Raw genomic sequence first — 13,258 nt, forward strand, 5'->3', positions numbered from 1 at the left:
CCCTGTCCCGCCGCGCCACGGCGGATGAAGCAGACAAGCCGCCCTTTTAGACCGAAGGGCAACAACGACGCTACACGACACGAAGATGCGGTGGGCCCTGCGGAAAGATCGACGGCCCGAAGCACCGCCTATGCCGCCTGCGCCTCCCGAACGCAATTGCGCCCTTCCATTTTCGCGCGGTAAAGTGCGCGATCAGCCATTTCCGCAAGCGTCTGGAGATCGCAGCGCATCTCGCCAGTGGCGGCAACGCCGATGCTGATGGTGACGCCGACACGCAGACCGCCGCAATCGACCTCGGTTACTGCAATCGCATCGCGAATGCGTTCGCCGATCATGCAGGCCTTGCGAACGCCGGCGCCCGGCAGGTAGATGATGAATTCCTCTCCGCCGTAACGCGCCAGCACGTCCCCGCCGCGGATGCTGCCGCCGATACGCTTTGCCACTTCCTGCAGCACGCTATCGCCAACGGCGTGGCCAAAACGGTCGTTGATCGACTTGAAGTGATCGATATCCAGCAACATGGCCGCATCGGCGGGATCCGGCGTCGCAGGCATGGTCTGGAAGAAGAAACGCCGGTTCTTAACGCCCGTCAGCGGGTCGGTATTCGCAAGAACCAGCAGTTTGCGTTCTGACCGCTCGGCCACGAGCATCATCACGAACAGGGCAATGGCGAAGTTCAGCATGATGATGAAGAAGAACGCATTGACCAGATCGATGGTGGCAAAATCGGGGAAAAGCACGCTTTTCACCACCGATAGCGAAATGAGACCGGAGACGCCGGTGATGCCACCCAGCGCCAGGCGGGAAAGCAGCGGCTCTCTGCGCCATCTGGCGAAAAGCACCGATGCCCCGGCGAGATAGGCCAGCGATGCGCAGCCGTTGAAGAGCGCCGCGCGATACGCATTATTGTCCGCCACCTGCTGCGCGACCACCATCGCCAGTACGGAAATGAGGCAGACAATGGATACGGTCCGTCGGTCGACGGAACGCCCATCGCTCAACGCCTTCAAGCCGAGCCAGATCAGCGCGTAACCCACAATACCGAAAACGACACTGCCGAGCCGCCACAGGGCCGGCGACAATATTCCCCATTCGCCGTAACCGGCAAGCGTGGAGCCAATCGCCATCGAGGCGAAACCCGCCGCAAGGGGGACGGGACCGCGCAAGCCGCGATTGGTCATTTTCAGATAGATAAAACTCAAAAGCCCAACGATGTAAGAACACTTTTGCATCAGTATGACTGTCGCAAGGTCGAGTTCACCCAACATGATTTGTCCATACGGTAAATAAATTCAGAGAACTTAATTATAATATTAAGTATAAAATTTCAATAAAAATAACAGATAAATAATCAGTAAATGATACTACTGCAAGTTACGGCTCGAATATTGAATAAATCTCCAGCGCGTAAATGGAAATTTATTCGAATATTCTAATAAAACTAATATCCTTCTTGAACCGCATCGTTTCCGCCTCTTTCACCTGCCCATCGGCAAGGCGTAGGAGATAGGACGGGTGCACGGTGACAAAAAGCGTTCGGCCTTCCTCCATCGGCAGGGGACGGCTCCGAATCTCCGAGAGCTTTTCCTTGCCGCCGGTCAGCGCATAAAGCGCCGTTGCGCCCATGGCAACGATCAGCTTCGGCCGAATAAGCGCGATTTCCTGATTGAGCCACCAGCGGCATTGCTCCACTTCGCCCGCATTCGGGCGCTGATGGATGCGCCGTTTGCCGCGCGTTTCATATTTGAAGTGCTTGACGGCATTGGTGATGTAGAGCTTTTTACGCTCGATACCGACATCGGCAAGAGTCCGGTCGAAAAGCTGGCCGGCCGGGCCGACAAAAGGCTTTCCGGCCAGATCTTCATGATCGCCCGGCTGTTCGCCAACGATCATGATTTCCGCATCCTCCGGCCCCGCACCGAAAACCGTTTGCGTGGCGCTGCAATGCAGGGGGCAGCGGGTGCAACGGCCGGCCTCGCGCGCCAGCGACGCGAGCGTGCCGTCCGGCACGGGTTGCGGCATCTCCCGTGCAGCGGCCGCAGCCTGCAGGCGATGGTGAAAGGGCTGCGGCTGGCTTGCCGCCCTGGCGGCCATCTCCAGTACCCGCGCCTCCGCGCCGAGGATGAGGTCGGGAATGAGATCGGCTTCCGGCAGGTTCTTCCAGTATTTCTTCGGCATCTCCGCCGTCATGGCTTTGATCTTGAGGCGCGCCGGATTGAATATATTGGCATAATAGGTCCGCCAGAGTTCATCCGTCTCGTCCGTCAGATCAGGCTTCGCCGCCGCCTCCCGTGAGGTTTGCAGCTCGCTTCCATCCCATCGGGCGGACCCTTTCGGTGTGGTGATCAACCAGTCCATATCGGTAAACCGTCGCTGGAAAAACGCTGCCGTTCGCTCGACGATGAAATGATCCGGCTCGAACCAGGCCACGAACCGCCGTCGCCCGCCCTGCCCCTGCGGCAAGGGCAACTCCTTGAAACGGACGAAGGCCGTCATCTTGTGACAATCCCGGCGCACCGATTTCTCGAGCAAGCGGGCCTCTGCAACATCCGGATCGGACTTGAACTGCAACAGGGCTCGGTCCCGCTTCAGCCGCCACAACAACCGGTAAAGCAACGCAAACCGGCCGGGATCGCCGTGGCAGATGACAGCCTGCGCCAGCGCCACGAACGAGGCCGGAACGGAAACCTGCCCATTGCCGGCATCGACCGTCGGCAATGGCTCGCCGGCGAAATCCAGCAGCCCTGCCCCGTCATCCCGCAACCGCCAGTCAATCGTCTCCGGCCGAATATCGGCGGCAAGGGCCGCACGCGCGGCATCGCGCCACTCGCCGAAATCGCCCCGCCCTTCCAGCACCGGACCGTACATCACAACAGCGATAATTGTTCGGGCTGCGGCGCAAACATCGCCCGCAAATCCGGCCGCTCGGTCAGCTTGCCCGGCGTCCAGCCCTCGGCAACGATGAAAGCCTTTACCTTTTTCAGGGAAACGCCGAAACGCGCGATGTCCTCTAGCCGCAGCCGCCGGAACCGCCGTGACGAGAGAACGGAGGCCACCGTCTTGGTGCCGAAACCGGGCACACGCAGCAGCATTTCCCGATCCGCCGCATTGACGTCCACCGGGAAACGGTCGCGATGTTTCAGCGCCCAGGCGAGTTTCGGGTCGATGTCGAGATCGAGCATGCCATCGCCCCCGATCGCCGTTATCTCGCTGATATCGAAGCCATAAAAGCGGTACAGCCAGTCGGCCTGATAAAGCCGGTGTTCCCGCATCAGCGGCGGCTTGATGAGCGGCAGGTTTTTCGACGAATCAGGAATGGGGCTGAAGGCCGAATAATAGACGCGCCGCAAACCGTAGCTGCCATAAAGCCGGGCGCTGGTGGAGAGAATGGTGCTATCGTCAGCGCCATCCGCCCCCACGATCATCTGCGTGCTCTGCCCGGCGGGCGCAAAGCGCCTGGTCTTGCGTGTCCGGACGGTCGGCTCCCCGGCCTCCTCGATCTTCAGGCGGATATCGGCCATGGAGCGGCGAATATTGACGGGCTGCTTTTCCGGCGCGAAACGGCCAATGCCGCTATCGGTCGGCAATTCGATATTGATCGAGAGACGATCCGCATAGAGCCCTGCCTCCTCGATGAGCCTGGGCGATGCTTCGGGAATGGATTTCAGGTGGATATACCCACGAAAACCATGGGTAACCCGCAACTCCCGCGCCACGCGCACCATCTCCTCCATCGTATGATCGGAGGAACGGATGATGCCGGAGGACAAAAACAGCCCCTCGATATAGTTGCGCCGGTAAAACTCCAGCGTCAGCCAAACCACCTCTTCCGGCGTGAACCGCGCCCGCTCGACATTGCTGGAGGAACGGTTGATGCAATAGGCGCAATCATAGATGCAGAAGTTGGTGAGCAGGATTTTCAAAAGCGAAATGCAGCGCCCGTCCGGCGCATAGGCATGGCAGATGCCCGACCCTTCCGTGGAGCCCAGACCGCCCGATGCTGCGGAGTTGCGTTTTGTCGTGCCGCTCGATGCGCAGGAGGCATCGTATTTCGCCGCGTCGGAGAGAATGGCCAGCCGTTGCCTGATCGACTTCTTCATGAGTATGTTCACTATATGTTCCATAGACGAATGTCAATGAAATATGGTAAGACATTGATTACATGAGGAAATATTCGCACCTCAAATTTGCTGGCATTTCGCTGTCGTCTTCTGATATAGTCGGCTCAGTTATGATTTTGGCATGGTTCCGGAGTTCCCCTCCGGAACCTGTTTCTTTTTGTGTCTGCAAGTAAAGCGACAGGACTGCGAAGGATAAAAAAATGGTAGAAAAAGTACCGATGACTCAGGGTGGATTCGTCAAGCTGCAGGAGGAGCTGCGCTGGCGCCAGCAGGAGGAACGCCCCCGTATCATCGAGGCGATTGCGGAAGCGCGCGCCCATGGCGACCTTTCGGAAAACGCCGAGTACCATGCTGCCAAGGAAGCACAGAGCCACAATGAAGGCCGCATCACCGAACTCGAAGACCTGACCGCACGCGCGGAAGTCATCGATCTCTCCAAGATGTCGGGCTCGAAGATCAAGTTCGGCGCCACCGTCAAGCTGGTGGACGAGGATAGCGACGAGGAAAAGACCTATCAGATCGTCGGCGACCAGGAAGCCGATGTGAAGGCCGGTCGCATCTCCATCTCCTCGCCCATCGCCCGCGCGCTCATCGGCAAGGAAGTCGGCGACAGCATCGAAGTCAACGCGCCTGGCGGCGCCAAGGGCTACGAGATTCTCGCGGTTCAGTGGGGCTGATGCCCTCACATGCAATGCGCCCCATGCGGGCGCATTGCTTTTCTTGACGTCTTCAATCCCCCGAATTAGCCGCAAAGACGGAAGCCCATCTTGTCCCACGTCAGTCTGAAAGATGTGCAGGTGCTTGCGCCGAATTTCAAACGCAGGCTCTCCGGCGTCACCTCCACCATCGTTCAGCTCATTCCGGTGCAGAACCGGCTGGGACAGAAGGTGGCCGTCATTGGACCGGGTTTGCCGCCGCATCTGCCGCATGTGCGCTTCCGCGATCTGTGGCGGCTCTGGCAAAACGGCCCGCGGGGCGGCCCGCGCATCTGGCATGCCCGGCGCAACCTCGAAATGTTGCCGGGTCTTTTCATGCGTGACGTGCTGCGCATGAAGGTGAAGCTACTGTTCACCTCGGCCGCACAGAGGCGACATTCCGCCTATACACGGTTTCTGATTTCGAAGATGGATGCCGTGGTCGCGACCAGCACCCGCTCCGGCTCGTTTCTGGAAGTACCCCATCGCGTTGTCATGCATGGCGTCGATACCGACCTGTTCCATCCGGCAACCGGCCCGGAAGACACAATCGCGGCAACCGGCCTGCCGGGACAATATCTCATCGGCTGCTTTGGACGGGTGCGCCACCAGAAGGGCACCGATCTCTTCGTGCGCGCCATGATCGAGCTTTTGCCCGCCCATCCGCAATGGACGGCCATTGTTTCCGGCCGGGTAACGGCGGAACACAAGGCTTTTGCCGAGGCACTCGAGGCCGATGTCAAGGCCGCCGGCCTATCGGACCGCATCGTGTTTCAGGGTGAGGTGGATGACATCAAGCCGTGGTACCGGCGGCTGACGCTCTATGTCGCCCCATCGCGCAACGAAGGTTTCGGCTTGACGCCGCTCGAGGCCATGGCATCGGAAACGGCCGTCGTCACCAGCACCGCCGGCGCCTATGAGGAAATGATCGTCAAGGGCGAAACCGGCGCTGTCGTCGAGGCGGGTGACTATGCATCACTCAGGGATGCGATAAGGACCTATCTTGCCGACCCAGCTCTGGCCGAGAGCCATGCAAAGGCCGGGCTTTCGCATGTACGCAGCACATTTCCGCTTGAGAAAGAGGCCACGAGGCTCGGCGAAGTCTATGAGGCTTTGCGGCGCGGGTAACGCGTCTTAAGGCAGGAACGAAGCCTGCCGCTCAGATTTCCACCAGACCGACGCGCTTGACCTGCCGGATGGTGAGCATGGTGCGCACCGTATCGACATTTTCGTCCGCCGTCAGAACCTCGATGACGAAATCCTGAAACTCGGTCAGGTTCTTCGCCACGCAGTGCAGCAGGAAATCGCTTTCGCCCGATACCATCCAGGCCTGACGCACCAGCGACCAGCCGGCGGTTGCCGCCGCAAAGGCCTTCAGATTGCTGTCCGACTGGCGCTTGAGGCCGACCATGCAGAAGGCGACGAGATCGAAACCGAGCTTCGGCGCGTTCAACATGGCGTGATAACCCTCGATCACACCCGCCTCTTCCAGCTTGCGGACGCGCCGGAGGCAGGGCGGCGCGGAAATACCGACCCTTTCGGCCAGTTCCACATTGGTCATGCGCCCGTCGCGCTGCAATTCGCGCAGGATTTTCAGATCGATGGCATCGAGTTCGACGCTGGTCACGGAGGAGTACCTCGTTAAGCTGTGGAACTTCCTTCTACTATTCGGCGCGGGATTCGCAACATTATGCCACCGCCTGGTCACAAAATTGCGCGCACATCCACAACTGCCTTGTTGGTAACGCAAGGCTGCCCTTGAATAAAGACACTAGACAACCTTAAATACCGGGCAACGAAGGGGTTGAGGCCTGTCCGCGGTCATGCGGCTCCTAGGCCCGGTGCCGAAAGGCGCTGCCAGGGAAAGGCCCCGTTATTGAAAGGAACGCTTCCATGTCTGCCCGCCACACGAAGGTATTGATCATCGGCTCCGGTCCCGCCGGTTATACCGCGGCGATCTACGCGGCCCGCGCAATGCTGAAACCCGTGCTGATCGCCGGCATGGAACAGGGCGGCCAGTTGATGATCACCACCGATGTCGAGAACTATCCGGGCTTTGCCGATCCGATCCAGGGTCCGTGGCTGATGGACCAGATGCTGAAGCAGGCGACGCATGTGGGCGCGGAAATCGTCAGCGACCTCGTCACCGAAGTTGAAACCAATGTACGGCCTTTCGTGGTCAAGACCGATTCCGGTCAGGTCTGGACCGCCGATACGCTGATCATCGCCACCGGCGCCAAGGCCAAGTGGCTCGGCATTGAGAGCGAGCAGCATTTCCAGGGCTTCGGCGTTTCCGCCTGCGCCACCTGCGACGGTTTCTTCTATCGCAACAAGGATGTGATCGTGGTCGGCGGCGGCAACTCCGCCGTGGAAGAAGCGCTGTACCTCGCCCATATCGCCAAGTCGGTCACCGTCGTTCACCGCCGCGATAGCTTCCGCTCGGAAAAAATCCTGCAGGAACGGCTGTTCGCCAAGGAAAACGTCAAGATTCTCTGGAACACGGAAATCGCCGAAATTACCGGTGCGCCCGCAAAGCCGCCAATGCCGCCTTCCGTTTCCGGCGTGAAACTGCGCGACACCAAGACCGGTGCGATCAGCGAATTCCCCATCGACGGCGTCTTCGTCGCCATCGGCCATGCGCCGGCGGTCGAGCTGTTCAAGGGCAAGGTGAAGCTGAAAGACAACGGCTACATGTGGACCGCCCCCGATTCCACGGCGACCGACGTGGAAGGCATCTTCGCGGCTGGCGACGTCACCGACGACATTTACCGTCAGGCGATCACCGCAGCCGGCATGGGCTGCATGGCCGCGCTGGAAGCGGAACGTTATCTCACCGCGCATCAACCGCTTGCTGTCGCAGCGGAATAACCGAAAGGCAGGGTAGGCATGGCAATGCCATTGGACTGGGATAAACTGCGCATTTTTCATGCGGCTGCCGAAGCGGGGTCTTTCACCCACGCTGCCGACAAGCTGCATTTGTCCCAGTCGGCCATCAGCCGTCAGGTCAGCGCGCTCGAGCAGGATGTCGGCGTCAAGCTGTTCCATCGCCACGCTCGCGGCCTCATCCTCACGGAACAGGGCGAGTTGCTGTATCGCACCGCCCATGACGTGCTGCTGAAGCTCGAAACCGTCAAGATGCAGCTCACCGAAACGACGGAGAAGCCGAGCGGCAAGCTGCGCGTGACGACCACCGTCGGTCTCGGCCAGGGCTGGCTGACGGACAAGGTGCAGGAATTCCTGCAGCTCTATCCGGAAATGTCGATCCAGCTCATCCTCGACAATGAGGAGCTGGACGTGAACATGCGTCACGCCGATTGCGCCATCCGCCTGCGCCAGCCGCAGCAGTCGGACCTCATTCAGCGCAAGCTGTTCACGGTGCACATGCACGTCTATGCCGCGCCGTCCTATATCAACCGCCATGGTGAGCCGCAGTCGATCGAGGATCTCGACAATCACCGCATCATTTCCTTCGGCGAACCGGCGCCCAACTATCTGCTGGACGTCAACTGGCTGGAGAATGCTGGGCGGTCCTCCGACAATACGCGCACGCCGCATCTGCAGATCAACAGCCAGACCTCGATCAAGCGCGCCTGCCTGCTGGGAATCGGCATCGCCTGCTTGCCGGATTATATCGTCGGCCGCGATCCGGGCCTTATCCAGCTATCGCTCGCCGCAGATATTCCGTCCTTCGATACCTATTTCTGCTATCCCGATGAGATGAAAAACGCTGCAAAGTTGAAAGCCTTCCGCGACTTCATCGTCGCAAAGGCGCGTAACTGGAACTTCTGACGTTAAAATAATCGGCGTTTGGTTATAGTCTTTAAATTTCAATAACTTATATGGCGCAACACCCGAGCGGCGCACCTGCGCCGCCCGGGAGCATTGCACATAAAATATACCGGAAATATCGAGGGCTGCGTGGTGCGCATGCCTGACCTGCACAAAAAAGAGTTGTTTCGTGCACAAAAAAGCACCATATCGCTCTCAGCTGATGCACACGGTGGCTTTTCCTCCCAGTTCCACCGCATCAGCTGTTCCCCTCTGGAGGTTTTTGACCTTCACACTTAAAGGGCCCTGGATCCATCCGGCGGCCCTCTTTTTTTACCCGCAAGAATTTTCTCCGAATTGGCGAAATATCGCATGATGCAACCTTGTTTTGCATTATTCCCACACCCATATTTTAGTCAGCTGTCACGCTCGCCCAAGGCACGCGACAGCTGTTCCCCTCTGGAGGTTTTGACCTTCAAACTTATCAGGCCGCGGAGATATCCAGCGGCCTTCTTTTTTTGAAATGCCTGCCCGCCCTCTTGATCCTCACAGAGACGTGACTTGTATATCGACAATGACCGATATAAATATCGGACATGCCAGATATTGAAGAAACACCGATGAACCCGGAGGAAATCCTCAAAGCCCTTTCGCACCCCGCAAGGCTGAAATTCCTGGAATGGCTGAAGTCTCCGGAAAGTCACTTCTGCCAGGAGCATCCCCTCAGCATGGGTGTATGCGCCAACCAGTTTCAGATCAGCGGCCTGTCGCAATCCACCGTCTCGTCGCATCTGGCGGTGTTGCAGGCAGCCGGCCTGATAAGGTCGAAAAAGGTCGGGCAATGGGTGTTTTTCGAACGCAACGAGGAAACCATCGACGCCTTCCGCAATTATCTGCAAGCCAATCTCTGAGCCTCCCAAGCTTTGAGCCTCGGGGTGTCGGACCGGAAACCGCAAGGCGGTTTTCATTCCGGCACCCAGACAGAAAGACAGCGCGTCCCCCGCGCAATTTCGCCAACCGACCAGAAAGTGAAGTCGCATGACCAGTCTTTTCGAACCGGCACAGGCCGGCGATATCGCACTCGCCAACCGTATCGTCATGGCCCCCCTCACCCGCAACCGTTCGCCGGGCGCCATTCCCAACAATCTCAACGCCACCTATTACGAGCAGCGCGCCACGGCCGGGCTGATCGTCACCGAAGGCACGCCGATTTCCCAGCAGGGTCAGGGTTACGCTGACGTTCCCGGCCTCTACAAGCGGGAAGCGATCGCAGGCTGGAAACAGGTCACCGATGGCGTGCATTCGGCCGGTGGCAAGATCGTCGCGCAGATCTGGCATGTGGGCCGCATTTCCCACACCTCGCTGCAGCCGCATGGCGGCCAGCCGGTCGCGCCTTCCGCCATTCCGGCCAAGTCGAAGACCTATATCATCAATGATGACGGCACCGGCGCTTTTGCCGAAACCTCCGAGCCCCGTGCGCTCACCATCGACGATATCGGCCTCATCCTCGAGGATTACCGCAGCGGCGCCCGCGCAGCACTGGAGGCCGGTTTCGACGGCGTCGAAATCCATGCCGCCAATGGCTACCTGATCGAGCAGTTCCTGAAATCCAGCACCAACCAGCGCACGGATGATTATGGCGGCTCTATCGAAAACCGCGCCCGCTTCCTGCTCGAAGTTGTCGATGCGGTGGCGGAAGAGATCGGCGCAGGCCGCACCGGCATCCGCCTCTCGCCCGTCACGCCCGCCAACGACATTTTCGAAGCCGATCCGCAGCCGCTTTATAACTACGTGGCGGAACAGCTCGGCAAGCGCAATCTCGCCTTCATCCATGTCGTTGAAGGCGCAACCGGCGGCCCGCGCGATTTCAAGCAGGGCGACAAGCCTTTCGACTATGCCGCCTTCAAGGCCGCTTATCGCAATGCCGGCGGGAAGGGTCTGTGGATCGCCAATAATGGCTACGACCGTGAGAGCGCCATCGAGGCGGTTGAAAGCGGTAAAGTCGACGCAGTGGCTTTCGGCAAGGCCTTCATCGCCAATCCGGATCTGGTCCGCCGCCTGAAAAACGACGCGCCGCTCAACGAGCCGAACCAGCCGACCTTCTATGGCGGCGGAGCCGAAGGTTACACCGACTATCCGGCGCTTGCCTGATAAGGGATAAAGCAAAGACGCCGCACTGCCCGAAAGCGGTGCGGCGTTTTCTTTCAGCGCAGGCTTCGCGCCTGCCGCGCGGCAAAATCGGAAAACGCACCCATGACGAAGGCGTTGGGCACATGCAGCGCCTGCAGAAAGCCATTGCCCGTTTCCCGGCCGATGCTCATCAGGGCCACCTGAAGACAGTAAAGACCAAGCAGGACCAGCGTGCGGGCAAGGGTCGGCCGCAGATCGCCATATAGAGAAGCGAGAACCGCCAGCGACAGGATCGGAACGGCGATCAGAAAGCCGAGCCCCTTGTGCAGCGAAAGCAGCGATCCATCGTAATAGATCGACAGCCCGGCCAGCAGCACCTGCGCGAAGATCAGCACCGGCACGCTTGCCGAAATCACGGCAAACACGCGACGCCGGGCCGACATCCCATTCGCAACCGTGGCCATCACACCCTGCCCCCGGCATCGGCCGGATGCGGAAGGCTCGACGGCTGCGGCCTCTGTTCAAGGCAGCCGAGGCTCGCAAGCGTCGTCGCTACCGCGATGTCGATCGGTGTTCTGGGTTCCGTTCCGAGGAAATCCGTCAGCCTGCGATTGCTCATCCGGATCGGCATATGCCAGAGATATTGCATTTCCAGCACTTCGCGGAACAGGGGAACAAAGGGAGCGGCCAGTTTGATGCCCGACCAGGATAGCTGTCGCCTCTTGACCGGATGCCCGACAACCCGCTCGATGGCTTCAACCAGTTGCAGCCCGTCGAAATCCCAGAAACCTTCCATGTGATAGACGGCGAAAGCCGGAAGCTCGCCTGCGCGGTCCAGCAGCCGGCCAATGGTCTCGGCGACATCCGGCAGATAGGCCCATTGATGCCCGGCATAGGGCGCGGCGGGATTCTGGACACTCCGGACCGGCTTTCCGGGCTTCACCAGCATCTGCGAAAACCAGTTGTTTCTCGCGTCCGGCCCAAAGAAATCCCCGGCGCGGACGATCAGCACCGGCACGCCGCGCATCGACGCCATTTTCAGCCGCCGCTCCATCTCCACACGCAATGCGCCCTTGCGGGTGAACGGCTTTTGCGGGCTGTCTTCCGTCAGAAGCGGAAAGGCGTCCGGGCCGAAATTATAGACGCTGCCCGGAAAGACGATCCTCGCCCCGCAGGCCTCGGCGGCGGCGATGGTATTGTCGAGCATCGGCAGCACCTGGCTTTCCCAGTTGCGATATCCGGGAGGATTGACCGCATGGACGATGAGGCTCACGCCTTTTGCCGCATCCATCACATCCTGCCGGTTCATGGCGTCCCCGGCCACACGTTCGACGCCGTCCGTGGCGCCCGTTGACGTCCGCTGGCGCGTCATCGCCCTTACCCGCCATCCCCGTTGTTGCAGCATTTTGGAGACCTGACTGCCGACACCGCCATTCACCCCCAAAATCAGGGCCAGAGGCCGTTCATTCCGCGCTGTATTTGCGTTGTTTTCATATATCATTGCCGTACTCCTTGTTGTGGGCTGGAGTATCGTCCCGTTCCGCGATATACGAAATTATCGAAATGAGTGGAGCAGCTATACAAAATCTTATGACGAGAAACCGTGACATCAGCTGGGATTTCTATCGCACCTTCCTCAGCGTGCTGAGCGACGGTTCGCTGTCCGCCGCCGCCCGTGAGCTTGGCATCACCCAGCCGACGGCGGGACGTCACATCGGCGCGCTGGAAGAGGCCGTCGGCTTTCCGCTGTTCATCCGCTCGCCGCACGGGTTGATGCCGACGGAAGCAGCGCTTGCGCTCCGCCCCTATGCGGAAAATCTCGCGGCGACGACCGCCGCCCTGATGCGCGCGGCCTCTGGCGAAGTCGGCAAGATCGAAGGCACGGTGCGCATCAGCGCATCTGATATCATCGGCGTGGAAATGCTGCCGCCGATCATCACGGCCATGCAGGAGGTTCACCCGCGGCTTGAAATCGAGCTTTCGCTCTCCGATACGCTGGAAGACCTTTTAAGGCGCGAGGCGGATATCGCCATTCGCATGACCGAACCGCAGCAGGATGCAATCGTCATGCGTTATATCGGCAATTTCCGTCTGGGATTTCATGCGACGCGCGACTATCTGGCAAGAGCCGGCACCCCGAAGAGCATGGAAGATCTGAACCACCACCGGATGGTCGGTTTCGACCGCAAGACGCCTTTCATCCGGGCGGCCATCCAGCGGATGCGCTCGCTCGATCCGGACATACCCGATATTGAGGAAATTTCCTTTGAAATCCGCGCAGACAGCAATCTCGCCCAGCTTGCCATGATCCGCGCCAGCGCAGGCATCGGCGTCTGTCAGATCGGCCTGGCGCGCAAGGACCCCCGGCTCGTTCAGGTTCTTCCGAAAATCGACATTCCGCTCCACACCTGGGTCGCGATGCATGAAAATCTCAAGACCTCGCCGCGATGTCGTGCCGTGTTCAGCGCCCTCGTCGAAGGCCTCAAGGGTCATCTTAAAGAAACCGATCCGGGCGCCCCGCCGAAACGGCGCTAATGCCGATCC

At 59.6% G+C, this 13,258-nt stretch carries 13 protein-coding genes; 7 read left to right on the forward strand and 6 right to left on the reverse strand.

Annotation, left to right across the window (positions count from 1 at the left end; genetic code table 11):
• Positions 1 to 128: 128 nt before the first annotated feature.
• The 3 genes from I3J13_RS14000 to I3J13_RS14010 form a co-directional block, all read right to left on the reverse strand.
• A complete protein-coding gene (locus tag I3J13_RS14000; protein WP_196379182.1) occupies positions 129 to 1,268 on the reverse strand; it encodes a GGDEF domain-containing protein in 1,140 nt (379 codons plus the stop codon).
• Between the two features lie 151 nt (positions 1,269 to 1,419).
• Complete coding sequence (locus I3J13_RS14005) at positions 1,420 to 2,868, reverse strand: UdgX family uracil-DNA binding protein (protein WP_196379183.1); 1,449 nt, start codon at positions 2,866 to 2,868, stop codon at positions 1,420 to 1,422.
• Entirely contained in the window at positions 2,868 to 4,100 is a 1,233-nt protein-coding gene (locus tag I3J13_RS14010) for a putative DNA modification/repair radical SAM protein (RefSeq protein WP_003522846.1), read from the reverse strand. Before I3J13_RS14010 ends, I3J13_RS14005 begins: the two co-directional genes overlap by 1 nt.
• 221 nt (positions 4,101 to 4,321) lie before the next feature.
• Here I3J13_RS14010 and greA point away from each other — a divergent pair, with 221 nt between their 5' ends.
• Both greA and I3J13_RS14020 read left to right on the forward strand, forming a co-directional pair.
• A complete protein-coding gene (greA, locus tag I3J13_RS14015) occupies positions 4,322 to 4,798 on the forward strand; it encodes a transcription elongation factor GreA (protein WP_003522847.1) in 477 nt (158 codons plus the stop codon).
• 90 nt (positions 4,799 to 4,888) lie between these two features.
• Complete coding sequence (locus I3J13_RS14020) at positions 4,889 to 5,944, forward strand: glycosyltransferase family 4 protein (protein ID WP_196379184.1); 1,056 nt, start codon at positions 4,889 to 4,891, stop codon at positions 5,942 to 5,944.
• A 31-nt stretch (positions 5,945 to 5,975) separates the two neighbouring features.
• Here the strand turns inward: I3J13_RS14020 and I3J13_RS14025 are convergent, their stop codons facing one another.
• Positions 5,976 to 6,443 carry an Lrp/AsnC family transcriptional regulator gene (locus tag I3J13_RS14025; RefSeq protein WP_020811379.1) on the reverse strand — a complete coding sequence of 156 codons (468 nt, stop codon included), beginning with the start codon at positions 6,441 to 6,443 and terminating at the stop codon, positions 5,976 to 5,978.
• 266 nt (positions 6,444 to 6,709) lie between these two features.
• On the opposite strand from I3J13_RS14025, the gene trxB reads away from it, so the two are divergent.
• From trxB to I3J13_RS14045, 4 genes are all read left to right on the forward strand, one after another.
• On the forward strand, positions 6,710 to 7,684 hold the full coding sequence (trxB, locus tag I3J13_RS14030; protein ID WP_020811380.1) for a thioredoxin-disulfide reductase: 975 nt from the start codon (positions 6,710 to 6,712) through the stop codon (positions 7,682 to 7,684).
• 24 nt (positions 7,685 to 7,708) lie between these two features.
• Positions 7,709 to 8,605: a LysR family transcriptional regulator VtlR gene (locus tag I3J13_RS14035; protein ID WP_020011327.1), complete on the forward strand. Its 897-nt coding sequence runs from the start codon at positions 7,709 to 7,711 to the stop codon at positions 8,603 to 8,605.
• Positions 8,606 to 9,204: 599 nt separating this feature from the next.
• On the forward strand, positions 9,205 to 9,495 hold the full coding sequence (locus I3J13_RS14040; RefSeq protein WP_003522852.1) for an ArsR/SmtB family transcription factor: 291 nt from the start codon (positions 9,205 to 9,207) through the stop codon (positions 9,493 to 9,495).
• Positions 9,496 to 9,622: 127 nt separating this feature from the next.
• Complete coding sequence (locus I3J13_RS14045) at positions 9,623 to 10,735, forward strand: alkene reductase (RefSeq protein WP_003522853.1); 1,113 nt, start codon at positions 9,623 to 9,625, stop codon at positions 10,733 to 10,735.
• A gap of 53 nt (positions 10,736 to 10,788) precedes the next feature.
• Here I3J13_RS14045 and I3J13_RS14050 read toward each other — a convergent pair whose 3' ends face one another.
• Entirely contained in the window at positions 10,789 to 11,178 is a 390-nt protein-coding gene (locus I3J13_RS14050) for a DUF6220 domain-containing protein (protein ID WP_196379185.1), read from the reverse strand.
• A complete protein-coding gene (locus tag I3J13_RS14055; RefSeq protein ID WP_196379186.1) occupies positions 11,178 to 12,215 on the reverse strand; it encodes an NAD-dependent epimerase/dehydratase family protein in 1,038 nt (345 codons plus the stop codon). The genes I3J13_RS14050 and I3J13_RS14055 overlap by 1 nt, the downstream gene beginning before the upstream one ends.
• An 89-nt stretch (positions 12,216 to 12,304) precedes the next feature.
• On the opposite strand from I3J13_RS14055, the gene I3J13_RS14060 reads away from it, so the two are divergent.
• Positions 12,305 to 13,249 (forward strand): LysR family transcriptional regulator, encoded by a 945-nt coding sequence (locus tag I3J13_RS14060; protein ID WP_003522856.1) that lies wholly within the window; start codon positions 12,305 to 12,307, stop codon positions 13,247 to 13,249.
• The last annotated feature ends 9 nt before the right edge of the window (positions 13,250 to 13,258 follow it).

Origin of the sequence: Agrobacterium leguminum, assembly GCF_015704895.1 — a bacterium.
GTDB lineage: Bacteria > Pseudomonadota > Alphaproteobacteria > Rhizobiales > Rhizobiaceae > Agrobacterium > Agrobacterium leguminum.

Bases quoted from the DNA above. Each gene is read 5' to 3' on its own strand.
- I3J13_RS14000 (WP_196379182.1), bottom strand. From the start codon at position 1,268: ATGTTGGGTGAACTCGACCTTGCGACAGTCATACTGATGCAAAAGTGT.
- I3J13_RS14005 (WP_196379183.1), bottom strand. From the start codon at position 2,868: ATGTACGGTCCGGTGCTGGAAGGGCGGGGCGATTTCGGCGAGTGGCGC.
- I3J13_RS14010 (WP_003522846.1), bottom strand. From the start codon at position 4,100: ATGAAGAAGTCGATCAGGCAACGGCTGGCCATTCTCTCCGACGCGGCG.
- greA (WP_003522847.1), top strand. From the start codon at position 4,322: ATGGTAGAAAAAGTACCGATGACTCAGGGTGGATTCGTCAAGCTGCAG.
- trxB (WP_020811380.1), top strand. From the start codon at position 6,710: ATGTCTGCCCGCCACACGAAGGTATTGATCATCGGCTCCGGTCCCGCC.
- I3J13_RS14035 (WP_020011327.1), top strand. From the start codon at position 7,709: ATGCCATTGGACTGGGATAAACTGCGCATTTTTCATGCGGCTGCCGAA.
- I3J13_RS14040 (WP_003522852.1), top strand. From the start codon at position 9,205: ATGAACCCGGAGGAAATCCTCAAAGCCCTTTCGCACCCCGCAAGGCTG.
- I3J13_RS14045 (WP_003522853.1), top strand. From the start codon at position 9,623: ATGACCAGTCTTTTCGAACCGGCACAGGCCGGCGATATCGCACTCGCC.
- I3J13_RS14050 (WP_196379185.1), bottom strand. From the start codon at position 11,178: ATGGCCACGGTTGCGAATGGGATGTCGGCCCGGCGTCGCGTGTTTGCC.
- I3J13_RS14055 (WP_196379186.1), bottom strand. From the start codon at position 12,215: ATGATATATGAAAACAACGCAAATACAGCGCGGAATGAACGGCCTCTG.
- I3J13_RS14060 (WP_003522856.1), top strand. From the start codon at position 12,305: ATGACGAGAAACCGTGACATCAGCTGGGATTTCTATCGCACCTTCCTC.